This is a genomic window from Nocardia sp. NPDC005366, from assembly GCF_040606855.1.
In the GTDB taxonomy this organism is placed as follows: Bacteria; Actinomycetota; Actinomycetes; order Mycobacteriales; family Mycobacteriaceae; genus Nocardia.
In genome coordinates, this window is record NZ_JBEXFQ010000031.1 from 1 (window position 1) to 24,552 (window position 24,552).

The window sequence follows — 24,552 nt, forward strand, 5'->3', positions numbered from 1 at the left end:
GGGCGTCGTCGGGGGTCTACCGCCAGGGCGCGAGCAGTTCCTCGGTCGTGGTGACGGTCGCCAGCAGTCACAGCGTGGTGTCGATGATCGCGGTGCCGTATTCGCGTGGCACCCCCGCGACGGCGTCGCGCGGCAGCACCACCTCCACGATCACCGGCTCACGCCGAGGTGCTCGCCGCGTCAACCGGTGGCACATCATAGAACTGAGTGGCCCATTTGCGCAGCGACATATAGGGTTTCGCGTCCTTGGGCGAGAGCGGGGGCCGTTCGACGTACTTCTGGTGGCGCCAGATGCTGAGGTCTTCCCATACGGTGACCAGGAACTGCTTCTCGACGCGGGCCTGGACTTCCGGGGGCGGGACGTCGGAATCGTCGCCCGGATTCCTCGGCCACCAGATCGAATAGAACAGATCCAAGCACTCGTCGTCGACAGGGGTCGTGGCGAAGATGAGCCGATGTTTCGATGAACCCTCGAAGGCGCTGATGGAACCGCCGAGGCCGAACATCTGGGCGTGGATCTTGAGCGCCATCCGCTCCGGATCGTCGCTGCGCGCGTCGGGCCAGCCGGTGAGGAACGACCAGGTGTGGTCGACGGCGCTGTAGTCCAGCATCTGCGGCGTGACGGTTGCGCCGTGCACATACTCGAAATGCAGGCTGTCCGGGCCGTTTTCGAGGACGACCTGGGGATGCACCGGTTCCTTCTCGGTCTTACGGGAGAACTCGGGGTAGGGACGATAGAAGTTCGCCGGGTCGGTGCCGAGGTCAGGGAACAGCCGCAGGATATCGGGCATCTCCCATTGCGGCTCCTTGCCGTCGGGCTGATGCCACATGAACACGCAGCCGTTCTGCTCGTTGACCGGGTAGACCCGCAGCCGCAGGCCGCGGTTGGTCCGATCCTGGCCGGGGATCTTGCGATTGGTGCCGTCCGGCCCCCACCGCCACCCATGGAAGGGGCATTCGACGCAATCACCGACCACCTTGCCGCCGTAGCCGATATGCGCGCCGAGGTGGCGGCAGTGGCCGGTCAGGATATGCAATTCGCCGGATTCGTCACGGTAGGCGACCAGATCCTCGCCGAAGTATCGCAGCGGCCGGACCTCACCGAGCGGGAACTCGGCCGACCAGCCGACCATGAACCAACCGGTGACCTTCCAGGTGAAGGGAACCTTCACGTGACACCTCCCGCATTTCGATAACGTTACTGTTAGTATTACAGTAACGTACGTATACCGGCTTGGCGACCCCGTATCGGCCGTTTCGCCTACGGGAACCGGCGGGTCACCGGTCCGCCCGCAGCAGTAGCACGCCGCTCGGCGTCAGACCGCCGCCGCTGGCGACGGCGACGCGAGCGTCCGGGATCTGGCGAGCGCCTGCCTGACCGCGTAATTGCGCGACCGCCTCGTGGATGAGGCCCATGCCGTGGGTACGGCCGTGCGAGAGTTGCCCGCCGTGGGTATTGAGGGGCAGCACGCCGTCACGCGCGATATTCCTGCCGCCACGCAGGAAATCCTTGGCCTCGCCGATTCCGCAGAATCCCAGCGCCTCTATCCAGGACAGGCAGTTGAAGGTGAATCCGTCGTAGAGTTCGGCCACATCCACGTCATCGGGACGCAGTGCCGTGCGCGACCACAGATGGGCGGCCTGGCCCAGTACCTGCGGCTCATGGGTCGATGTGCTCTGATCCCATTCGAGGCGTTCGATGATCTGGGTTCCCACCGCCTCCACGAAAACCGGCGGCTGGGCCAGATCGGCCACGGTTTCCCGCGCGGAGACCACTACCGCGACCGCGCCGTCGCACGGTACGTCGCAGTCGTACAGACCGAAGGGGGTGGTGATGGGACGCGCGGACAGGTAGTCGTCCATGGTGAGCGGATCGCGGTAGATCGCCGTCGGATCCAGGGCGGCGTTGGCGCGTTGGTTGAGGGCGATCCAGCCCAGCGTCTCCCGGTCGGTGCCGTAGCGGTGGAAATGACGCTGCGCGGTCTGCGCGAGCAGGTGGGCCGCCGAAATCGCGCCGTAGGGGGCAAGCCAGCTGTCGGCGATGCCGGGGGGCGGCGAAAGAGATCCCGCGCGAACCAATTCCGCGTAGGTGGATTCCCAGATGGTGCGGAAACACAGCACGTGCCTGGCCAGACCGCCCGCGACCGCCAGCATCGCCGCGATCACCGAACCGCCGGGCCCGAAGGTCTCCCCACCGCCGTTGTACCAGGTCGGCCGGAGACCGAGAGCGGACTCCACCGCGGTGACACCGCCCTCGGTGAACGGGCCGAGGTTACCCGAACCCGGATAGGTCGCCAGGCCGTCGATATCCTCCAGTCGGAGTCCGGCGTCCTCGACAGCGGCGCGGCAACCTCGCACCGTCAGCGACAGCGGATCGGCCATGAGCCTACGGCCGATGGGCGACATGCCGATTCCGGTGATGGCGACCTTGTCCTCGAACTTCTCCCGCGTCGCCATCGGCCGGACATGATCGCGCATGGACGCGGGATCGATGGGGTCATCGGGCAATGGCGCCAACGGCCCGGACACGGCGGCCGGACGGAACAGCGGCAGCCACACCGCACCGACGTGCTGGAAGACCACCTCCATCCGGAGGCCGAGTTCGAGCTGTTCCGGTTCGCATTCCACCGTGTTGGTGGTCAGCCGGACCCGCGAATCCTCCTCGAGGGCGACCTGTGCGACGACATACGGCGCGGGCAGGCCGGGCAGCGTGAAGCGGTGGTTGACGGTGAAACCGATCAGGGTGGCGTACCCGGACACCGCGCGTACCCCCATGCGGTCGCCGCGACAGTGCCGACAGACCGGCTGCGGTGGATGGATCAGCGCCGCACACGACTGGCATTGCTGAATCCGCAGTCGGCCATCGGCACCGGAAGTCCAAAAGAACTCGGTCTCCGGTGTGATCGACGGCAGCGGACGTTCCGATGTCCCGGACACGTGTTCTCCTCGGGTACCGATCTCAGCGTGGCGTGGCGGAATCGCGCTGCTGGGATACCTCGGCCTTCATCCCCTCCAGCGCGATCAGCACAGGCAGTCCGCTCTCGGAGATCGCGTGGGCGTGCCCGAGCTGATGGATATCGAAGACGGATTGCACCGCGGTGGTGAAGCCTTGGATATCGAGGGTCTGATTGACCGCGCGCTTGGCCATCCGCAGCGCGAAGGGATGCTTGGCAGCGATCTGCGTGGCCAACTCCCTTGTCGCCGAATCGAGTTCATCGCGCGGGACCACCTTGTTGACCATGCCGACGCGATGCGCCTCCTCCGCGAGGATGGCGCGGCCGGTGAACAGGATCTCCTTGGCCAGCCGGTGGCCGAGTTCCCAGGTGTGGCCGTGGTATTCGACTCCACCGATACCCATGGCGAGTACCGGATCGGAGAATTTGGCGTTATCGGCCGCGACGATCAGATCGCACGGCCACGCCAGCAGCAGACCGCCCGCGATACAGACACCCTGCACCGCGGCGATCGACGGTTTCGGGATATTGCGCCACTTCAGCGAATAGCCCACGTATCGGCGAGCCTCGACATCGTAGATATCCGAGACCAGCCATTTCGACTTGTTGTTCCAGGTCTTCGGATCGATGTCGTGACCCGAGGAGAAATGCTTTCCGTTGGCGCGCAGCACGATCACTCTGACCTCGGGATCGTCGCCCGCTCTCGTCCACACCACGTCGAGTTCGTCGAGCAGTTCCATATTCAACGCGTTCGCCACCTCGGGACGATCCAGGGTGATCGTCGCGATGCCGTCGGCGACGTCGTACAGGACGAGATCCGCACTCATAACTGACCTTTCGTTCTGGTGGGCCGGCCTCAGCGGTCGGCGCCCACCTTGGAATCCATTCCGAGCAACTGCAACATATTGCCGCCCATGATCTTGCGGACGTCGTCCTCGGGGATTCCGTCGAAGTAGTCGAGCAGGCTCAGCGGATCCCGCAGTCCTTCCGGATGCGGCCAATCCGATCCGAAGATCACATGGTCGGCGCCCATCAACTCCACGATCTCGCGGTAATCGTCCTCCCAGAACGGATTCATGTACACGCACCGCTTGAACGCGACGACCGGATCCTCCAGGAACAGATGCGGCAGTTTCTTGTAGGCGAGCTTCAGATTCCGGAACAACGTCGGCAGCCAATCCGCGCCGTTCTCGATCGACAGGATCCGCAATTCCGGCACCCGCGAGAGCGCTCCGTGACAGACCAGCGCGGTCATGGCGTCCTCGATGGCGCGGCTACCCATGGCCGCGGTGCGGAATGCCGTGGGGATGAAGGGCTGGTACTCGGTCGCGGGCTCCCAGATGTTGAGCACATCCGAGTATCCGCTGTCGGAAGCGTGCATCGACACCGGAATACCCGCCTCGACGCAGCGACGCCAGAACGGGTCGAACTCCTCGAATCCGAACGAGCGGGTGCCCTGGTAGCCGGGCACCGGCGCGGGACGCACCAGCACCGTCTTCGCGCCGCGCTCGAGGCACCACTCCAACTCCTCCAGTGCCCGATCCACCACCGGCAGCGTGATCACCGGAACCGCGAAGATCCGGCCCTCGTAATCGAAGGACCACTGCTCGAACATCCACTCGTTCAACGCGTGGATCACCTCGTGGGTGAGCGCGGGATCGTCCTTGAGACGCTCCTCGACCAGACTGGCCAGCGTCGGGAACATCAACGCGTAGTCGATACCCAACTCGTCCATCTTCGCCAGCCGCGCCGCGGGTTCGCGAAACGCCGGAATCGACTTCATCGGCTCGCCCATGATCTCCCTGGCGGATTTGCCGTCCGGGTTGCCGTAGCGGAAATAGTCTTCCTGCGCACCGGGTTTCGCGACCACCGAGAAGGTCGGATTGGGAATGAACTCGCTGATCAGATTGCGCACGACGATTTTCGTGCGCCCATCGAGATCGACGTAGCGGATCGTATTCTTGACGCGGTCCGGCAGGAATTTCGTCAGCGCGTCCCGCGTCTCGTACATGTGGTTATCCGAGTCGAAAACCGGAAAACCGACCTGGCGTGAAGGCATGGTAAGGCTCCTTTTCAGCTCACCTTCGCCTTCGGCTTGGCCGGAAGCGAATAGTTGGCGCGCCCGAGTCCGAGCACGTGCTGGGCGATCATGTTGCGGAAGACTTCGAGCGTGCCGCCGTAGATGCCGCACAGCGGCGCCCAGCGGTAGATGTATTCGGCCCCACCGTTATCGGCGGCGCCCTCGGTATCGATCGGAAGCGCCGAAGCGGGACCGAGAATATCCATGAGATCCGGGGAGATGTCACGCATCGCCTGGGCGATGGCGACCCGCCCGAACATATGCGGCGCGGACAGGGCCGCCTCCACCCTGGCGATGCTGCGGCCGAGCCGATACGCCACCGACGTGTCGTCGAGCAGTCGGCGGCCGTCCGGACCCTCGCGCGCCGCGATCGCCGTGACCCGGTCGACCGCGGTCGCCATCATCACACCCTGGTGTGTCATGACCGAGACGTCCTGCAGACCGTCGGCCGACTCGCCCACCACTCCGTGTTCTTCGTTGAGGGGGGCCATCAGCACGGCCCAGCCGCCGTTCACATCGCCGAGCCGGTATTTGTCGTCGACCCTGACATCGCTGTAATAGACGATATTGGTGCGGTCGCCGTCCACGGTGCGGATGCCCTGGATCTCGATGCCGGGACTGTCGAGCGGAACCAGGAACATGGTGAGGCTCTTGTGTTTCGGTGCCTCGGGATCGGTATTGGTGATCAGGAAGACGTACTGGCAGTTGTGCGCGCCGGTAGTGAACATCTTCGAGCCGTTGATCACCCACTGGTCACCGTCGCGTACCGCGCGGGTCTTGCACATCGCGACATCGGATCCGCCCTCGGGCTCGGTATATCCCAGGCACAGCCGGATCTCACCGCGCTCGAGGCCGGGCAGTACCTCCTGCCGCAATTCGGGGGATCCGTGCTGCCGGACGGATTTCGACACGATGATGGTGGTACCCCAGGTGACCCACGGCACGTGCGACCGCCGCTTCTCCAAATCCCACAGCCGCCGCCGCAGGCGGTTCAGTCCGCCGTCGGCTTCCGAGCTCAGTTCGGCGGTGAGCCAGCCCGCCGCGCCCATCGCCAGGTGCACACCCTCGTCGAAATTATCGCCGGTCTCGCGATCTCGGCGGCGCACGTCGTCGGTGACGTGGGTGTCGAGGAATTCGCGCACCCCCGCCAGAAACTTCTCGTCGTCCTCGCGGAGTTCGACTCGTGAAAAATCCATGATTCCTCCGTCCTAGGCCTGTGCGGCCGCGAAGCGTTCGGCGACCTGTGCCGCGCTGGCTCCCACATCGCCCGCGGCGAGCGGCCATCCCCTGGCGCGCAGCAGATAGGCCGACGCGGCCGATTCCGTGGAAACCCCGAGGCCGCCCTGGACCTGGACCGCCATGGTGGCGGCCTTGGGGGCCTCGTCGGCGATGTAGACGAAGGCCGCCGCCGCAAGTCCCGGCTGGAAATCGGGTTCGAATTCGAGGAACCACGACGCGCGACGGGTCAGCGCACGGGCGGCGTTGACGACGACCGCGATATTGGCCAGCGGATGCGAGATCCCCTGCAAGGTCGAGATCGGGACGCCCATGGTGTAGCGGGTGGTCGCGAATTCCGCTGCCACGCGCATGGTTTCCTCGACGAGCCCGACCAGCGCCGCGGCGGTGAGCACCCGCCATTCGTCGAGCGCCCGGTCGTACTGCGCGCGCGCCTCGGCACCGGCGGCGAGAACGGTTCGCCGGTCGGCGGCGCCCGGATCGACCCACGCCATCGGCAGGCGGCCGATATTGTCCACCTTCGCCGGGCGGGTATCGAAACTCAGTCGCACGATCTCGTCGCCGTCGCGCACGATGACGTGATCGGCGATCGATCCCGACGGAATCAGCCGGAGTCCGGCCGCCGCGTCGACGCGCGGATCGAGAACGACCAACTGCCTGCCCTCGACCACGTCGGCGGTCTCGGAATCACCCGCGGACAACGCCCCGAGCCGGGCCAGCAGTCGCGCCGCGCAGACGTGATCGATCCACGGCACCGGTGCGATCGCGCGTCCGAGTTCCTCGGCGACCAAGGTCAGATCGACGATCGTCGCGCCGTCCCCGCCGACCGACTCGGGCAGCGCCATCGTGGTCGCGCCGGTCCCGCACAGTTGCTCCCACAGATTCTTGTCGAAACCCGCGGGTTCGGCCGCACGGACGACCTCGAGCGAGCACCGCGTCTTGAAGAATTTCACATACGCGGCTTGCAGTTCCGTCTGATCCTCGGACAGGCTGTAATCCTGCCTGCGCAATTCGTAGCGGTCCATATTCGTACTCCTTGTTCCGGCGCGTGTCAGTCGCCGACAGATCGGTCGCCGAAGAAGAATTCCTGCGCGTTGTTGTAGAGGTAGTTGTCGAGGACGTTGTCGGGCAGGTCGAGCGCCACCGCCTCCGGCACCAGCCTGCGCATGGCGAGCACCGGCCAATCGGAACCGAAGATCACCTTGTTCTCGCCGCGCGTGCGCATGAAATGAATCAGGCTCTCCGGCAGCCGTTTCGGCGACCAGGCCGAAGTCATCAGCCGGAGGTTCTCGTATTTCATCAGCAGGCGGATCGCGGTGTCCCACCACGGATCGGCGCCGTGGATCATGCACAGCCGCAACTCCGGGAACCGATAGCAGACCCGATCCAGATAGATCGGATTCTGCACCTCACCCGGAATCGGCGGGCCGGGGATGCCGGTGTTCATGCACAGGGGCAGACCGATTTCGGCGCATTTGTAGTACAGCGGATAGTAGACCGCGTCGGTCGGCGGATACTGTCCGTCGCCCCAGAAACTCGGTCCCGTCGTCGTGTAGGCCACCGGCAGGGTGTTCACCAGGGAGGTGAGTTCACGCAGCGACGCCACCGGATGGAGCAGGTCGACCCCGTTGAGCGCCAACGAGAATCGCTCCGGCCGCGCCTCGACGAATTTGAGCGTCGTGGTGGACGGTTTGACCATCGAGTACATCAGGATCGCCTTCTCGACGCCCTGTTCGTCCATCTCGTCGAGCAATTCGGTGAGATCGACCTGCGCGTACATGGAAGTCGAGCCCTTGAAATAGTCGTCCCTGACCTTCAGCATCCAGTTGGGCTGCTCACGTTCACCGAAGTGAACATTGACCAGGCAGTCGTTTACTTTCCGCATCGTCAGGCTCCGATTCCTTCCGTGACACCTTCGACGGCCCGCTGTTTGGCCCATCGGTAATCCGGCTTGCCATTTCCGAGGCGTCGAATTTCGGTGACGAAGATGATTTCCTTGGGCACTTTGAACCCGGCCAATCGCGTTCGGCAGGACTGTCGCAGGGCCGCTCCGGTGATGGGCTCGCCCCCTGCGGAGCAGACCAGCGCGACGACCTCCTGCCCCCATTTCGGACTCGGCCTGCCGACGACCAGCGCATCGCTGACTTCCGGATGCGCCCGCAGCACCTCTTCGACCTCTTCGACGAAAACCTTCTCGCCACCGGTGTTGACCACCAGCGCATCCCGCCCGAGCAGGCGTAGTGTGCCGTCGGCGTCGACCGTCGCACGGTCTCCAGGGATGGCCATGCGCACCCCATCGATGACGGGGAACGTCTTCTCGGTGGCCTCGCGGTCGTCCAGATATCCCAGCGGCACCCGGCCGGTGCGGGCCGCCCATCCGACCTCGGTCTCCCCCGGTCTCAGGAAGCGCGTTCGGTCCTTGGACACGGCGGTGCCGCCGGGCATCGGGGCGAAGGTGTCGACCTCGGCGCCGCGCGTGCTGCGGCCGAAGCCCATTCCCCCGGTCTCCGACGATCCGTACCCTTCGACGATGTAGGCGTGCGGGATATGCTCGAGTAGTTCGCGCCGGTAGGCGGGGTTGGTCGCCGCGCCGCCTGTTCCGATGCCGAGCAGCGAGGACAGGTCGTAGGTGCGCTCGCGCAACGCGCGCACCAGCGGTGCGGCGTAGGCGTCGCCGACGATGGTCATCAGCGCGGCTCGTTCGCGCTCCGCTGTCTCCAGCGCGGTGTGCGCGTCGAATTTCTTCCTGTCGTCGTAGAGCACGATCGTTTGCCCGGCCAGCAGACCGGCGAACGAGGTCCAGATGCCTGCCGCGTGCGAGAGCGGAGACACCGCGAACCACACGAATCCCGTCATCCGCGCGAGGCTGTGCAGGGGTGCGGCGGATTCGTGGTCGGCGCCGTTCATCGACGACACGTACATATCGCTCTGCCGCCACAGCACACCCTTGGGACGTCCGGTCGTCCCGCCGGTGCACAGCATCACCAGATCATCGGGAGAGGTCGCGATGACCGGGTCGGGCGCGCCGAGTTCCACCGCCTGCTCGAACGGGATGGCGCCGGCGAGTTCCGTTGTGTCACTGCCGTCGTCGACCGACACCAGCAATTCCACGCTGTCCGGGGCGGCCTCGGCCACGACCGAAGCGAAGGAGCTGTGATAGACGATGGCGCGCGGTTCGACGTAGGCGAGTAGATCCCTGATCTCGCGCGCCGTGTAGTGATGGTTGATATTCACCGGGACGACGCGGGCCTTCACGCAACCGAGCATCACGTCGAGATATTGGTCGTTGCGCATGAGCAGTGCGACGCGGTCCTGGCCGCACTCCCAGCGCTGGAGCCGCTCGCGCGGGGTCCGCTCGCCGAATCCGCGCTCGGCCAGGAAGTTCGCGAAACGGCGGGTGCGCAGTGCCGACTCGCCGAATGTGCGTCGACGAGTACCGCAGATGGTCATCGTGCGGTCCGGCACGGCCGCCGCTATCTCATCGAAGACGGCTCCGATCGTCCATTCGGTCAACAGAGCCCTCCGATTTGCGAGCCGCGCGCGGTCGGCGGCGAATGTCGCGATCCGACGTCGGATCCGGACGCGCCGGGAAAGGTCGCGACTGGTCGTGCACACATGGAATCTCGTCCTCGCCGTACTATCGCGGCGAGGAGGCGACGGGCACCCCGAGGAATTCCAAGGCGTTGTCGCGCATGATCTTTCGCACGTCCGTCGCGTCGAATCCGGCCAGTTCCTCGGTGAAGGACACCGGATTCTCCAGCCCCTCGCCGTGCGGCCAGTCCGAGCCGAACAGAATGCGCTCGGCGCCGATCCTCTCCGCCAGCGCGGGTAGATCGTCCTCGTAGTACGGCGCGACCCACACGTGCTCGCGCAAGGTCTCGACGGGATCGTTCGGGAAAGCCCGCGGCGACTGGTTGGCCAGCTTCTTCATCCGCTTGGACAGCCGGTGCACCCAGTCCGAACCGTTCTCGATACTGGCGACCCGCAGCGTCGGATGGCGATCGAACACGCCGTGGATGACCATCGAGGCCATGGTGTCGTGGATGGCCCTGTCGTCGACGAGGATCTTGTCCAGCGCGTCGCCGGGGCCGAACGGCTCGAAGACATCCTTACCGCCCCACATGGCGGCGACCTTGAGATATCCGCTGTCGCCCAAGTGGAAGGCGACCGGAATCCCCGCCTCGGCCAGTCTGGCCCACACCGGGTCGTGCGACCGGTCCCCCAGCGAGCGCGGCTTGGCGGAACCGGGTACGGGGGCGGGGCGGATGTGCACCAGGCGCGCACCGCGCGCCAGCACGAACTCGACCTCCTCGACCGCCGCGACCGGGTCGGCCAGTGAGATCATCGGCGCCGAGAGGACACGGTGATCGGGCCGGTCGAAGCCCCAGTCCTCGTCCAGCCAGCGGTTGAAAGCGTGCAACGAGGCCATCGTGGCCGGAATATCCTCTCGCAGCGCCTCTTCCACGCCGCAGCCGAAGGTCGGGAACATGAGGATCGTCTCGATCCCCTGTTTGTCGACCACCGCGACGCGCGCATCCCTGTCGCGGTATTCCGGGCGCAGCTCGAGTTTCTCGACCTTCATCAGTGTCGCGGGATCGACCCCTTCGGGAACCTGACCGCGAAAGATCAGATCCAGGCAGCCGGGCACGATGATCGGATCGAAGGTCGGATTCGGGATGAAGCGATTGACCCGATTGCCGATGATCGTCGTGTGGTACTTGCCGTCCCGCACGATCTGCACGCCGCGACGCCGGAAGTCCTTGTCCAGATACCGGGTGAACGCATCGAGCGGCTCGTAGTAGTGGTTGTCGACGTCGATCGCCGAGTAGCTGAGCGCGGTCATCAGCATCCTTTCATTTCGCTGGATGGTCGTTTCGACATGTCCGTGTGAGGGCTGGCGGATCGGCGTCGGCGCCCGGCGCGACCCTGGGCGATCGGTCGTGACGATCCGTCTCGGGTGGCAACCTCCTGATACCGATCGGCCTGCCGCAAACCGAATAGATATGTCTACTGTATACGTATCGGTAGGGCTCCGCGCAAGGGTTGGCGCGCAACCATTCCGATACCAGCGCCGACTACAAACGGTATCATCTACTGTATATATGACAGTATGGCGCACGCGACCGCACTGCCCAGGAAGAAGCGGGTACCGCAGTGAATAACGACAATGCTCCGACCGATACCGGCGCGACGGTCCGCACGCATCGCGACGGACCGGTCCTACGTCTCACGATCGACCGCCCGGGGCGACGTAACGCACTCTCCCACACCATGATCGACGAACTCGTCGCCGCGCTGAGCGACGCCGCGACCGACGACGGTGTGCGCGTCATCCATATCAGGGGCGCAGGCGACGACTTCTGCTCGGGCGTCGACTGGGTGAGCACCAACACCAACACCAACGGCGAACGCCCGCGCACCGGAGACCTGGTCCGACGCATCCCGCATACCGCGCACCGCGTCATCGAACTCGTCCACACCATCCACCTGCCGGTGGTCTGCACCGTCCGGGGCTGGGCCGCGGGTATGGGATGCAATCTGGCGATCGCCGCGGATTTCACCCTCGCCGATTCCGACGCCGTGTTCTGGGAGCCCTTCCTGCCGCGCGGATTCAGTCCCGACACCGGCGCGACCTGGCTGCTGCCGCGACTGATCGGGCTGACTCGCGCCAAGCGGATGCTCCTGCTCGGCGAGAAGGTCGGCGCCGCGGACGCCGCCGACTGGGGCCTGATCCATCGCGCCACCGAACCCGCCGAACTCGACCGGCGCACCGACGAACTGCTCGCCCGGCTGGCAGCGGCGCCGACCGTCGCCTTCGGACTGACCAAACAGGCCATCCATCGCAATCAGCACACCGGGCTGACCGATGCGATGGACAACGAACTGTATGGCCTCGAACTCGCCTGTCGCACGAAGGATTTCAAAGAGGGCTTGGCGGCCTTCCAGCAACGCCGCCCCGCGCAATTCCAGGGCAGGTGACCTGCGGGGCCGACCGACCGCCGACACATCGCGAACGGGGTGCCGGATATCTGCTCCGACGCCCCGTTCGCTGCTCGATCAGGGGATGATGGCGGTGCGGCACACCGGTTGCGCCGCGGCCTGCCTGCTGTAGATCCCCCGCCGCAGCGACAGCAGCAGGGCGTCGCGTGTTTCCTCCGGTCGGATCAACTCGTCGAAACCCATATGCTCGGCGGAGTGGTAGGAGGCCTGTAGCTCCATCTGCTGTAGTTCCGCGGCGAGGTCGTCCTGGGCGTGGGAGGCGTTGCTCAGTGCCGCGGCGCTCATCGCACCCATCGTCGCGCCCGGATAGGCGAAGGTCGCCGCTTGCCCGTCGAATCCGATCAGCGACATCACCATCGAGCCGAAGCCGTATGCTTTGCGCAGGGTCACATGCAGTTTCAGCGTCGTCGCCGCTGTCTGGGCCACGAACATCTTCGCGCCGCTGCGCAATACGCCCTCCTGTTCGGACTCGCTGCCGGGCAGCATGCCGGGATTGTCGGCGAGGAAGATGATCGGCAGATGGAAGGAATCGGCCACCTGGATGAAGTGGGCGGCCTTGTCAGCGGCATCGGCGTCGATCGACCCCGCGAGTACCTGTGGCTGATTGGCGACGACCGCGACCGGGTGACCGCCGAGGTGGGCCAGCGCGCAGATGATGGCCGTGCCGAATTCGGGCTGTACCTCGAACCAGTCGGTGCCGTCGAAGACCACATCGAGCACGCCGCGCATATCGTAGGTGTGCCGGTTGTCCCGGGAGACGATGTCGAGCAACTCCGGTGTGGCCCGCGGGCCGGTCGAGTCATCGGGAAGGTACACCGGCGGATAGGACCACGCGCTCGGCGGGAAGTAGGACAGGTAGCGACGGATCTCGTCGAGAACGTCCTCGTCGGTCTCGGCGACATTGTGGATCACCCCGCTCGGTAGCGCCACATCCGGGCCACCCAGATCCTCCTTCGAGATATCCTCTCCCGTAGAGATTTTCACGACCGGCGGGCCCGCGGTGAAGATGGCGCCCTGCCGGCTCATGATCGAGAAATCCGAGACGGGAGCGATCAGCGCGCCGTGTCCGGCCGACGGTCCGAGTACCCCGGTGACCATCGGAATCTTTCCCGAGCATTGCGCCTGGGCCAGCAGATCGGTGGGGGTGCGCCCGTAGTGGGCTCCTGTCGGGCGGAAACCCGCGCCCTCCAACAGCATCACCAACGGCACCTTGTTCCGCACCGCGAGTTCGGCCAGGCGGTACCGCTTGGAATTGCTGCCCGGCGCGATCGTGCCTGCCAGCGTGGTGAAATCCTCCGCCCCCACCATCACCGGCGAACCATTGATCAGCCCGGAGCCGGTGACGACCGCGTCGGCCGCGACCTCGCCGCCCACCAAGGTGCCGAACTCCTGGAACGTACCGGGATCGAGCAGTCGCTCGACGCGCGCCCTCGCGTCCAGTTTGCCCTTCCCCCGGTGTTTGGCGACCCGTTCCGGACCGCCCATCTCCAATACGCGAGCACGGCGGCGCCCGAGATCCTCCAGCGTTTCGTCCCAGGTCTTGGCATTGGTCATCGGTAGGTCCCTGTTCCCTGTGATCGTTCGGCCGGTGACGGCGCGTCGGTGGTCTGTGCCGCGGCCCCCACCGCGTCGTCGCGATCGCTCACCTGTGGCGGCAGGTCAGCGAATCCGCCCGTCAGGTCACGGAATACCGGATCGGGAGGTGTTTGAGTCCGCCCGCGAACGTCGTCGCGGTGAGTTCGGGTTCACCGTCGAGTTCGATCGAGGTCAGCCTCGGCAGCAATTCGGCGAAGAATTTGCCGATCTCCATGCGGGCCAATGCCGCGCCGAGACAGAAATGGACGCCGAACCCGAAAGCGACATGTTTGTTCGGCTCGCGCTCGATATCGAAGCGGAACGGGTCGTCGAAGGCGTCCTCGTCACGATTGGCGGAGACATAGGAGAGCAGCAGCGAATCGCCCGCCGCGATCGGAACACCGCCGACCGTTGTGTCCTCGGCGGCGGTACGCATGAAAGCCTTGACCGGTGTCACCCAGCGGATGATCTCCTCGGTCGCCTGCGGCATCAGATCGAGGTTGTCGCGCAACCTGCCGAGTTGGTCGGGATTCTCGATCAGCGCACGCAGCCCCCCGGAGATACTGCTGCTGGTGGTGTCGTGTCCGGCCGTGGCGATGATCGCGTAGTAGGACATGGTGTCGATATCCGACAGCGGTTCACCGTCGATTGTGGCGTTGGCGATCGTGGAGGCGAGATCGTCGGTCGGGTTCTCCCGGCGCGCGACGGTCAAGGTCTGGAAGTAGGCGAACATCTCGAGCAGCGCGTTCATGGTCTCGTCGGACTGCGTCGAACGCTTCAGCTCGTCGTCGTCGCTGCCGAACATCTCCTGGGTGAGCTTCAACATGAGCGGGAAGTCGGATTCGGGAACCCCGAGCAACGACATGATCACGTACAGCGGATAGTTCACCGCGACCTCCCGCACGAAATCGCATTCACCACCCGTATCGCGCATCTTGTCGACGTAGCGCTTCACGAGATCATCGATCCGGACGCCCATGGCGCGCATCGCTTTCGGACTGAACCAGTCCGCGGCAATCGAACGCATGATCCGATGCCGCGGATCATCCATGTGGATCAACGTGCGAACACCCATGGCCGCTTGAATCTCGTCCGATTCGGCGGTCATGAGCACCGGACGCGGCCAGTTGGTGAATGTGCGGTTCGCCCGTTCGATCGCCATGACATCGGCGTGTTTGGTGATCGCCCAGAACGGCTTGTACCCCGGCACGTCCACCCGCGAAACCGGCGCCTCGGCGCGCAGCGTCGTCAACGCGGTGTGCAACCTCGTCTCATCCGCGTACGCGGTCGGATCCGCCAGTACGTTCGCGGCATCGTCGACGATCGGCATGCTCATCAGCGACCTTCCGTTCCTCGGGTTTTCCTGCGGTTCCGCGCACCGCGCAGGCGGCGTCCCGGATCGTTGTCTCGACCACAAGCGTGATTTATAGTGACCCTTACTGTCAAGCATTCTGTAATGGATGCCAGTTAGCGTATCGGAGCGGTGGTACCCATGGTTTCCCCACAACGCAGAGTCATCGTGGTCGGCGCGGGATCGGGGATCGGGGCGGCCACCGCCACCCACTTCCATCAGCGCGGCGACCACGTGCTCGCGATCGATGTCCGCCCCAATGACACCCCCGCAGCGCGGCACGAATTGTGCGATCTGCGCGACGCCTCGGCCATCACGGCTCTACTCGGTCGGATCGGACCGGACTGGGATGCGCTGGCCTACGTCGCAGGCCTGCCCGGCACCGCGCCCGCCGCCGACGTACTGAAGGTGAACTACCTCGGCATGCGACTGTTCACCACAGGCATGCTGCCACTGCTGCGCCAGGGCGCGGCGATCGTCACCGTGGCCTCGGTCGCCGCTCTGGGCTGGCAGCAGCGTCTCGGCGATCTCGAGGGTTTGCTCGACGCGGCCGACGCCGAATCCGTCGAGCGGTGGCAGGCGACCCAGGATCCGAACTATCCGGTGTACAGCACCTCGAAGCAGGCCGCGATCATCTACGCGAAGCGGCTCGCACCCGCCGCGTGGCGGAAATACGGGGTCAGGGTGAACACCGTGAGCCCTGGACCGACCGAGACGCCGATTCTCGCCGATTTCGAGGATTCCATGGGCAAGGAAGTTCTCGACACCGTGAAGGCCACGATCGGCAGACATGCCACCGTCGCCGACATCGTGCCGGTGATCGCGTTCCTCGGCTCGCCGGAATCGCGGTGGATCAACGGGCAGGACATCCACGTCGACGGCGGTTTCGTCGCACCACTGTCGGTCGGCGCGCCCGTCGCGCTGTAGTCGTCCGACGCCGATTCCGCGGGCGCGTCCGGGGCGCCGGACGGCGCGGACTCCTCCGGTAATGCCAACCGCCACAACACGTGCCGGACCTCGACTGCGCATCGGCGGAGACACTGATCTTGCATACTGTATATATTACAGTATGCTGTAACTCCCGAGAGCCGTGCGGCGTGACGAAGCCAGAGGTGAGCTGTGGACAGCCCTGTTGAAGACAAATCAGTGACGGTGCGCGACATCATCGATCCCCGTGACCCCTACCCCTTCTTCGCCGCGAGACGGCGCGAGGGCGGCGTCTTCCACGGAACCGTCATGGACTACGCCAAAACCCCGGAGTCGCTGCGCCCTTCGGATTCCTACGCCGCGGTGTCATGGACGGCGGTGAACAGCGCGCTGCGCAACAGCAAGGTGTTCAGCACCAAGCTCTACGATTCCACGATCGGCATATTCATGGGGCCGACCATCCTGGCCATGGAGGGCAGCACCCACCGGGCACACCGAAACCTGGTGTCCGCGGCATTCAAACCGCAGAACCTGACGGTCTGGGAACCGGAGGTAGTGCGGCCGATCTGCGAAGCGCTCATCGATGAATTCGTGGAGGAGGGCCGCGCCGATCTGATCCGGGACTTCACCTTCGAATTCCCCACCCGGGTCATCGCCACGTTGCTCGGCCTGCCCGAAGAGGATCTCCCCTTCTTCCGCGAGGCGGCCGTATCGATCATCAGTTACGCGGGCAATGTGCCGCGCGCGCTGAAAGCGTCGAAGGATCTGAAGGAATACTTCCTCGGCCATATCGAACAACGCAGGTCGAATCCGACCGGCGACATCATCAGCGATCTGGTGACCGCCGAGATCGATGGCGAGAAGCTGACCGATAGGGCCATCTACTCGTTCCTGCGATTACTGCTGCCCGCAGGATTGGAAACGACGTACCGGTCCTCGGGGAATCTGCTCTATCTGCTGCTCACTCATCCCGCGCAGCTCTCCGCGGTCCAGCAGGATCACGATCTGCTCCCCCAGGCCATCGAAGAGGGTCTGCGGTTCGAAACGCCGCTGACATTGGTGCAGCGATATGTGACCGAAGATACCGAATTGGAGGGCGTCGCCGTTCCCGAAGGCGCGGTACTCGATTTATGCCTGGGCTCGGCCAACCGCGACGAGAACCGCTGGGAGCGCTCGGAGGAATTCGATATCTTCCGCAGCCATATCCCCCACATCAGTTTCACCGCGGGCGCGCACACCTGCCTCGGCCTGCACCTCGCCCGGCTCGAGACCCGTGTCGCCCTCGAATGCCTGTTACAGCGGCTCACGAATTTCACGCTGTTGCCCGAGGGCGATCCGCATATCTTCGGACAACCGTTCCGTTCGCCGACCTCGCTGCCGGTGACCTTCGATGTCGTCTGAGCCGCGCCGCCCGATTCGGCGATCCGGGTGCGATCGGCCCGGCCGCGCACAGCGTAGCGCGACGAAAGGATGACATCATGACCGACGAACGAGCAGTTCTCATCGAGGATGTCGGCAGTGTGCGCACACTGACACTCAATCGCCCGCATCGCAAGAACGCGATCACCATGGCGATGTGGTCGGCGCTGCGGGACACCCTGCACGACGCCACCTACGGCGGTGGGGTCCGCGCCCTTGTGCTGACCGGCGCGGGCGACGCGTTCTGTTCCGGCGCGGATATCTCCGACGCCTCGGGCATGGCGGAATTCCCCGATCCGAGCAGGCAGATGCGCGCCATCAACGAGGTGGTGCAGCGCCTGCACGACCTGCAGGTGCCCACCATCGCCAAGGTGCGCGGCGTGGCGGCGGGCGCGGGATGGAATCTCGCGCTCGGATGCGATCTCGTGGTCGCCACGCCCCAGGCGCGGTTCTGCCAGATCTTCAGCCGCCGCGCGCTGTCACTGGACTGCGGAGGTTCCTGGCTACTGCCCAAACTGGTCGGACTCCAGCAGGCCAAGCGCCTCGCCCTGCTCGCCGACATGATCGGCGCCGAGGAAGCGCATTCGCTCGGTCTGGTCACCTGGATTCGGTCCGAGGCGGATATCGACGAATTCGTCGACGACCTCGCCGGCCGTTTGGCGGCGGGACCGCCGACGGCGCTGGCCCAGACCAAGGCCCTGCTCAACGACGGCACCGATCACACCATGCGCGAGGCGCTCGCCAACGAGGCACGCGCGCAGACGATAAACCTGTCCGGCCGCGACGTCCTGGAAGCCTTCGCCGCCTTTTCCGAGAAACGCGATCCGGTGTTCACCGGCACCTGGGGGCCGACCGGGTAGGTTGTCGCCTGAATTCCGAATCGCCGGTTCCCGAAAACAATTCGATAATGCCCGCAAACTGTGATCCAGGTAACTCGGATGCCACCCCGGATGAATCGCCGGTCACACTGGGTAATCGATGACGTCACACCCCCCTCGAAACGGTACGACAGTAACTGCCGTGGTATGATTTACTGTGCTACTTTCAGTCCCGTTACCGAACACTCGAAACACGTTTCGCGGACCGAACTTTGGCACCGCCCTTATCGGCTTGGACCTGAAGTGACGTGTTCGTGTTCAGGTAAATAGACCTTTCACGGAAGTGGGATCGGGAATGACGAAACGAACCGCCGCCGCCAAGCGGCCGAGACGCGAGCGCGGCTCTCTCAATCCGGAGGACATCATCGAGGGCGCGTTCGAACTCGCCGAACAGGTGTCGATCGACGGTCTGAGCATGCCGCTGTTGGGTAAGCATCTCGATGTGGGAGTCACGAGTATCTACTGGTACTTCCGTAAGAAGGACGATCTGCTCAACGCGATGACCGATCGCGCGCTGAGCCAGTACGTCTTCGCCACACCGTTCGTGGAGGCTCGCGACTGGCGCGAGTCCTTGATCATGCACGCGCGCACTATGCGCAGCGTTTTCCTGGGGAACCCCATCCTGTGCGATTTGATCCTGATCAGGTCGGCGCTGAGTCCGCACGCCGCCCAGTTGGGTGCGCGCCAGACCGAGCACGCGGTAGCCAGTCTCGTCGAGGCCGGTTTATCCGTGGACGAGGCTTTCGATACCTACTCGGCGATCAGCCTGCATATCCGCGGATCGGTGGTGTTGCAGCGTCTCTACGACAAGAACAAGGAGCAGGACGCGCAGGCCGGTGCGTATTACGACGATATTCTGGTCGAGCCCGAGACGACTCCGCTACTCGCCGAGGCGATGGCCAAGGGGCGCAAATCGGGTGCGCCGGATGACCGGAACTTCGAATACGGCCTGGAATGCATTCTCGACCACGCCAGTTCACTGATCGAGTCCCATAAGCCCGCCAAGACCGCCACCCCACGCCGTACCAGCAAATCGGCGGCGGCAGCAGGCTAGGGTGAGCCCCGATGCCGTCACTCACGAGTGGTTCAGGATCGGATACGACGACCGAGAAGGGCCCGACGCGATTCGCGTCGGGCCCTTCCGCGATCTGTCACCGGCAAGCGGCTACCGATCCGGTTCCGGCACGTGAAAATGTTCGTCCCGCAGCTTGAACGCTTCCTTGGTGCCGTGTTCGGCGCGAGTCTTCACGAAATTGAATTCCCCCGGCGCGAATTGCAGATTGGTGCCGAAGGCGTGGAACAGATAACTCGCCACTTCCTCGCCCTGGTAGACCTGGCTCTGTTCGACCAGCCGGAAAGCCTCCTTCGCGATAACGACGCCGTCGGCGGGCATCTTCGCGGCCTTCTCGGCCCAGTAGCGCGCCCGCGCGGTCACCGCGGCCGGATCACAGGTCTCGGTGAAGACGCCGAGATGTTCGACGGCCCCCGCCTCGATGATGTCGCCGGTCAGCAACATCCGGCGCGCCAGCACCGGACCGAGCCGGTGGAAGAACATGTGCAGACTGCCCAGCGCCGGGCCGAGGAACCGCGTGGCGGGCATGCCGATCTTCGCATCGCGGGCGATCACCGAGATATCGGTCATCAGCGCCATTTCGAAGCCGCCGCCGAGCGCGTAACCGCCGATCTCCCCGACGGTGACCTTCGGAAAGCCCATGAAATTGTGGTAGAAGCCGAAGGATTTGCGGTCGACGGTGAGTCTGCGTCGCTGACTCGGCCTGCTCTTGGCCGGTTTGCCGCCATTGCCCGAACCGCGCTCGCCGTACCAGCCGTAGGCATTGTTCATATCCGCGCCGGTGCTGAAAACACCCTCGGCCCCGCGCAACACGACGACGGTGATGTCATCGTCCTCGGCGATCTCGTCCAGATATCGCGCCACACCGTCTCGCATGGCCGCATCGTAGGAATTGCGCTGCGCTGGATTGTTCAGCGTGACGGTGGCGATCCTGTTGTCCTGGTCCACCTCGTAGAGAACGCGGCCATCGGCGGCGCTGGAACTGGTCATCGGTAAGTCTCTTCCTTCTCGTGGACGGGGACGTGTGCGCGCGTCATGTACGCGCCGTCCGCTTTCCGTAGCGCGAGGTGGACAGCCGCGCGAGTGGAACGGCCACGGTCTGCACCACCGCCCGGCACAGCACCTCGTCGTCGCGCGTGAGCCTGGCCGTCGATTCGATCCCCGTCTCCTGTACCGACCTGGTGATATCGAAGCTCAATTCGACCAGGATCGGCGTCGGGCGGCGATAGATGATATTCATCGACCGCGTCTTACCGGCGAGGCCGGCCGCACAGCTCTGCTGCTGGATGACGGCATCGAAGAAGACGCCGAGGAAACCACCGTGCACCAGTCCGGGCGGACCTTCGTACACCAGCGGAAAAGTGATGCGCCCGTTCGCCGTCTCGGCGTCGAGATGGTCGAAAGTGTATTCCGGGAAGCACGGGTTGAACGCGCCGATATCGAAGGCGTGGTCGAGGTAGACGCGCTGCGTTTCGCTCGCCGCGTCACCGACCCGCGGTGTCGGATCCGGTGGGGCCGCCGCGGCGAGTTCTCTTTCCCATTCGCCGATACGCGCGAGCATGGTGTCCACCGCGGGGTGGGGATGTTCCTGTGCCAACAACAAGCCGCTGAGTCTTCGGATGGCCGCGGCCGCGGCGACGGTCTGGGCCAGCGGCCGCTCGCCGAAGCGCACATCGGGATCGGGCGCCGCCGCGCCGTCCGGGTCGGAGTGCCCGTTCTCGGCCATCGGACCTCTTTCGTCGTCGGTACTTTCCGCCACCTTGGCAGCGGCTGACGGTATTGTCTACTGTACATATAACAGTATGGGCCGTCATCGCTCGGCCCAGGAGGAGACGACGATGCCGTTCGACACCATCGGATACGAGGTCGACGGGCATACGGCCACCATCACGCTGAACCGCCCCGATGCTCTCAACGCGCTCAGCCCGCATATGATCACCGAGTTGCGCGCCGCCTACGACGAGGCCGAGAACGACGACAAGGTCTGGCTCATCATCGTCACCGGCTCCGGTCGCGCCTTCTGCACCGGCGCCGACGTCAAGGCGATTCCCGGCGACGGCAAGGTACTCAACGACAAGCCGTACCTGTCCACCTACGAACAGTGGGAGGCCCCCCAGGAGGGCACGCCGCCGTTCCGCAGTATGACCAAACCGATTCTGGCCGCGATCAACGGAATATGTTGCGGCGCCGGACTCGATTGGGTCACCACCGGCGATATCGTCATCGCCTCGGACAAGGCCACCTTCTTCGATCCGCATGTCAGCATCGGGCTGGTCGCCGGGCGGGAAGTGGTGCGCCTGGCCAGGGTACTGCCGCGCTCGGTCGCGCTGCGCATGGCGCTGATGGGTAAGCACGAGCGGATGAGCGCCGAGCGCGCGTACGAACTGGGCATGATCACCGAGGTCGTCGCGCACGAGCGACTGCTCGACCGCGCGCACGAAATCGGCGACATCCTCAATTCCAATGCGCCGCTGGCGGTCCGGGGCACGCGTTTGGCGATCCTCAAGGGGCTCGACGTGCCGCTGCACGAAGCCGAGATGCTCGCCGAATCATTCCGCGAACGCGTCACCCGCACCGAGGACGCGCTCGAGGGACCGAAAGCCTTCGTAGAGAAGCGGACTCCGGATTGGCAGTGTCGATGAGTCCCGAGCCGACCGAGCCTAAGAGCACCGAGCCGATGAGCACCGAGCCGATGAGTACCGAATTCGAGACCATTCTGGTGGAGATCGATAGGGCGGACCGGGTCGCCACCCTCACCTTGAACCGGCCGGAGCGGCTCAACGCCTTCGATCGCACCATGTGCGAGGAGATCCGCGACGCCTGGCATCTGCTCAAACTCGACGACTCGGTCAATGCCGTCGTCCTGCGGGCAGCGGGTGATCGCGCCTTCAGCTCCGGTCTGGATATCAAGACGGCCTACGGGCAGCCGTCGAGCGTGTGGCATCACGACGATCCGGGCGAGGCGCTCAGCCCGAAATGGCAGAAGATGTGGAAGCCGGTGGTGTGCGCCGTCCAGGGGATGTGCACCGCGGGCGCGTTCTATTTCGTGAACGAGGCCGATGTGGTGATCTGCTCACGGGAGGCCACCTTCTTCGACTCCCACGTCTCGGCAGGGCTGGTCTGCGCCTTGGAACCGATCGGGCTCATGCGCCGCGTCGGACTCGGCGAGACCCTGCGCATCGCGCTGATGGGCAATGACGAACGGGTCTGCGCCGAAACCGCTCTCCGCATCGGGCTTGTCTCGGAAGTCGTTTCACGCGAACAACTCTGGGCTCGCGCACACGAGATCGCCGCGACCATCGCCGCCAAACCGCCCGCCGCGACACAAGGCACCGTCAAAGCGATCTGGGAATCGTTGGACAAGCCCTACCGTGCCGCACTCGACCACGGACTCATCTACACCCGCCTGGGCAATCCGATCGCGAAAGCCGAACTGGCGGCCGCGGCGAACGACGCGAGTCGCCAGAATATCCCGCTCGAACCGAGGATCCGTTGATGACAGGCGACGACAGCCACCCGTTGAGCCTCCGCATCGCCGACGTGCTCGCACTGTCCCCGAATTCTCCCGCGCTCGAATACGACGGCCGGTGGAATTCGTGGCGAGAAATCGGCGATCTGGCGCACCGTATCGGCGCGTATGCGACGGGTCCGGGTCAGGTCGGCATTCTGCTGCGCAATCGGCCAGAACATGTCGCCGCACTCCTGGGCGTACTGATCGGAGGCGGCACCGTGGTGGTGATCAACCCCTCGCGCGGTGACGATCGCACCCGTGCCGATATCGCCGCGCTGCGATTGCCGTTGGTCATCGGCGGGCCCGATGACTCGGCGGCCCTTGTCCCTCCCGGCACGGCGACGGTGACGATCACGGATCTGCGCGCCGAACCGCGATCGACGTCGCCGATCAGCGATATCGATTCCGGCACAGCGGAATCCGGCGTCGCCGTGCGCATGCTCACCAGTGGAACCACCGGACCGCCCAAACGCGTAGACATCACCTACGACATGCTGGCGCGCAGTGTGATGGGGCCGGTTCCGGAGAAGTGGACGTCCCCGGGCGAACCGCGCCGCGGCGTCGCGATCGTCAACGCGCCACTGGTCCATATCGGTGGCGTCTTCCGGGTTCTGCAATGCGTCACCGAGGCGCGGCCGTTCGTCTTCCTGCCCCGATTCGAACTCGACCGCTGGGCCGAGGCAGTGCGGACGCATCGGCCGGGCGCGGTGTCGCTGGTCCCTGCCGCATTGCGCATGGTGCTGCATTCGGATCTGGGTAAAGAGGATCTGGACGGCGTCCGGGTCGTCACCTCGGGCACCGCGCCGCTGTCGGCTGCCGACGCCGACGCCTTCTTCGAGAAATTCGGGATTCCGGTCCTGACCTCCTATGCCGCGACCGAATTCGGTGGCGGCGTCGCGGGCTGGACGCTGCCGGACCATCAGCGCTACTGGAATACCAAGCGGGGCAGTGTCGGCCGCGCCAGCGGGGGCGCTCAGCTGCGGGTGGTCGGCGAGGACGGCGCCATATCCGAGGCAGGCGAGCCGGGCCTCCTCGAGGTCAAACCCGGCCAGCTCGGCCCTGCGGCGGACTGGATACGCACCACCGATCTCGCGCGCATCGATGCCGACGGATTCCTGTGGATCCTCGGACGCGCCGATCAGGCGATCATCCGCGGTGGCTTCAAGATCATGCCCGACGACGTGCGCGGAGCCCTGGAAAGCCATCCGGCGGTGTTGGGCGCGGCGGTGGTCGCCAGGCCCGACCAGCGTCTCGGCGAAACGCCGGTGGCACTGGTCGAACTGCGCGATGACCAGTCCGCCGACAGCGGCGAACTCGTCGAATACCTACGAACCCGACTGGCGCGCTACGAGATTCCCACCGAGATCGCGATCGTCGATGCCATTCCGCGCACGCCGTCGGGCAAAGCGGATCTGACCGCGGTCCGGCGTCATTTCACCGAAACCGCTACGTCCGTTCGAGGCGATCTTAACGGTTCCCCCTGCCGTGTACCGCACTACTTCGCCCGTGTGTTCGATCCTAACGAAAGATAATGCCATGCAACACAAGC

Annotated in this window: 21 protein-coding genes; 8 read left to right on the top strand and 13 right to left on the bottom strand. The window is 65.0% G+C overall.

Translation table 11 applies throughout. The features are described 5' to 3' along the window. Positions 1–158: 158 nt before the first annotated feature. From ABZS43_RS28415 to ABZS43_RS28455, 9 genes are all read right to left on the bottom strand, one after another. Complete coding sequence (locus ABZS43_RS28415) at positions 159–1,172, bottom strand: Rieske 2Fe-2S domain-containing protein (RefSeq protein WP_355039042.1); 1,014 nt, start codon at positions 1,170–1,172, stop codon at positions 159–161. Between the two features lie 106 nt (positions 1,173–1,278). Then, the gene (locus ABZS43_RS28420; protein ID WP_355039043.1) at positions 1,279–2,937 is read right to left on the bottom strand and encodes an OB-fold domain-containing protein; all 1,659 of its coding nucleotides are present in this window, start codon (positions 2,935–2,937) and stop codon (positions 1,279–1,281) included. Positions 2,938–2,959: 22 nt separating this feature from the next. Continuing rightward, positions 2,960–3,781 carry an enoyl-CoA hydratase gene (locus tag ABZS43_RS28425; protein ID WP_355039044.1) on the bottom strand — a complete coding sequence of 274 codons (822 nt, stop codon included), beginning with the start codon at positions 3,779–3,781 and terminating at the stop codon, positions 2,960–2,962. A 29-nt stretch (positions 3,782–3,810) separates the two neighbouring features. Then, positions 3,811–5,013 (bottom strand): amidohydrolase family protein, encoded by a 1,203-nt coding sequence (locus ABZS43_RS28430; protein WP_355039045.1) that lies wholly within the window; start codon positions 5,011–5,013, stop codon positions 3,811–3,813. A 14-nt stretch (positions 5,014–5,027) separates the two neighbouring features. Beyond that, positions 5,028–6,230, bottom strand: coding sequence for an acyl-CoA dehydrogenase family protein (locus ABZS43_RS28435; RefSeq protein WP_355039046.1), 1,203 nt, complete (start codon positions 6,228–6,230; stop codon positions 5,028–5,030). Positions 6,231–6,242: 12 nt separating this feature from the next. Continuing rightward, positions 6,243–7,295, bottom strand: coding sequence for an acyl-CoA dehydrogenase family protein (locus ABZS43_RS28440; RefSeq protein ID WP_355039047.1), 1,053 nt, complete (start codon positions 7,293–7,295; stop codon positions 6,243–6,245). Between the two features lie 26 nt (positions 7,296–7,321). Beyond that, positions 7,322–8,155, bottom strand: coding sequence for an amidohydrolase family protein (locus ABZS43_RS28445; RefSeq protein ID WP_355039048.1), 834 nt, complete (start codon positions 8,153–8,155; stop codon positions 7,322–7,324). A gap of 2 nt (positions 8,156–8,157) precedes the next feature. After that, positions 8,158–9,783 (bottom strand): AMP-binding protein, encoded by a 1,626-nt coding sequence (locus ABZS43_RS28450; protein ID WP_355039049.1) that lies wholly within the window; start codon positions 9,781–9,783, stop codon positions 8,158–8,160. A gap of 124 nt (positions 9,784–9,907) precedes the next feature. Further along, positions 9,908–11,113, bottom strand: a complete 1,206-nt coding sequence (locus tag ABZS43_RS28455; RefSeq protein WP_355039050.1) for an amidohydrolase family protein — start codon at positions 11,111–11,113, stop codon at positions 9,908–9,910. A 311-nt stretch (positions 11,114–11,424) separates the two neighbouring features. On the opposite strand from ABZS43_RS28455, the gene ABZS43_RS28460 reads away from it, so the two are divergent. Beyond that, entirely contained in the window at positions 11,425–12,249 is an 825-nt protein-coding gene (locus tag ABZS43_RS28460) for an enoyl-CoA hydratase-related protein (RefSeq protein WP_355039051.1), read from the top strand. Between the two features lie 78 nt (positions 12,250–12,327). On the opposite strand, the gene ABZS43_RS28465 is transcribed toward ABZS43_RS28460, so the two are convergent. Beyond that, complete coding sequence (locus ABZS43_RS28465) at positions 12,328–13,824, bottom strand: carboxyl transferase domain-containing protein (RefSeq protein WP_355039052.1); 1,497 nt, start codon at positions 13,822–13,824, stop codon at positions 12,328–12,330. A 121-nt stretch (positions 13,825–13,945) separates the two neighbouring features. Continuing rightward, entirely contained in the window at positions 13,946–15,181 is a 1,236-nt protein-coding gene (locus tag ABZS43_RS28470) for a cytochrome P450 (RefSeq protein WP_355039053.1), read from the bottom strand. Between the two features lie 156 nt (positions 15,182–15,337). Here ABZS43_RS28470 and ABZS43_RS28475 point away from each other — a divergent pair, with 156 nt between their 5' ends. The 4 genes from ABZS43_RS28475 (at position 15,338) to ABZS43_RS28490 (ending at position 19,474) form a co-directional block, all read left to right on the top strand. Beyond that, positions 15,338–16,123: an SDR family oxidoreductase gene (locus ABZS43_RS28475; protein ID WP_355039054.1), complete on the top strand. Its 786-nt coding sequence runs from the start codon at positions 15,338–15,340 to the stop codon at positions 16,121–16,123. A gap of 192 nt (positions 16,124–16,315) precedes the next feature. Beyond that, positions 16,316–17,524 carry a cytochrome P450 gene (locus ABZS43_RS28480; RefSeq protein ID WP_355039055.1) on the top strand — a complete coding sequence of 403 codons (1,209 nt, stop codon included), beginning with the start codon at positions 16,316–16,318 and terminating at the stop codon, positions 17,522–17,524. A gap of 77 nt (positions 17,525–17,601) precedes the next feature. Then, positions 17,602–18,402 carry an enoyl-CoA hydratase-related protein gene (locus tag ABZS43_RS28485; RefSeq protein WP_355039056.1) on the top strand — a complete coding sequence of 267 codons (801 nt, stop codon included), beginning with the start codon at positions 17,602–17,604 and terminating at the stop codon, positions 18,400–18,402. 313 nt (positions 18,403–18,715) lie between these two features. After that, the gene (locus ABZS43_RS28490; RefSeq protein ID WP_355039057.1) at positions 18,716–19,474 is read left to right on the top strand and encodes a TetR/AcrR family transcriptional regulator C-terminal domain-containing protein; all 759 of its coding nucleotides are present in this window, start codon (positions 18,716–18,718) and stop codon (positions 19,472–19,474) included. A gap of 111 nt (positions 19,475–19,585) precedes the next feature. Here ABZS43_RS28490 and ABZS43_RS28495 read toward each other — a convergent pair whose 3' ends face one another. Then, positions 19,586–20,482, bottom strand: coding sequence for an enoyl-CoA hydratase/isomerase family protein (locus ABZS43_RS28495; RefSeq protein ID WP_355039058.1), 897 nt, complete (start codon positions 20,480–20,482; stop codon positions 19,586–19,588). Between the two features lie 43 nt (positions 20,483–20,525). Then, entirely contained in the window at positions 20,526–21,218 is a 693-nt protein-coding gene (locus tag ABZS43_RS28500) for a hypothetical protein (RefSeq protein WP_355039059.1), read from the bottom strand. A 112-nt stretch (positions 21,219–21,330) separates the two neighbouring features. On the opposite strand from ABZS43_RS28500, the gene ABZS43_RS28505 reads away from it, so the two are divergent. From ABZS43_RS28505 to ABZS43_RS28515, 3 genes are read left to right on the top strand one after another with little or no spacing between them, the layout of a single operon-like run. After that, positions 21,331–22,134: an enoyl-CoA hydratase-related protein gene (locus ABZS43_RS28505; RefSeq protein ID WP_355039060.1), complete on the top strand. Its 804-nt coding sequence runs from the start codon at positions 21,331–21,333 to the stop codon at positions 22,132–22,134. 50 nt (positions 22,135–22,184) lie between these two features. Then, positions 22,185–22,988, top strand: a complete 804-nt coding sequence (locus ABZS43_RS28510; RefSeq protein ID WP_355039061.1) for an enoyl-CoA hydratase/isomerase family protein — start codon at positions 22,185–22,187, stop codon at positions 22,986–22,988. Continuing rightward, positions 22,988–24,535 (top strand): AMP-binding protein, encoded by a 1,548-nt coding sequence (locus tag ABZS43_RS28515; RefSeq protein WP_355039062.1) that lies wholly within the window; start codon positions 22,988–22,990, stop codon positions 24,533–24,535. The genes ABZS43_RS28510 and ABZS43_RS28515 overlap by 1 nt, the downstream gene beginning before the upstream one ends. Positions 24,536–24,552: the final 17 nt, after the last annotated feature.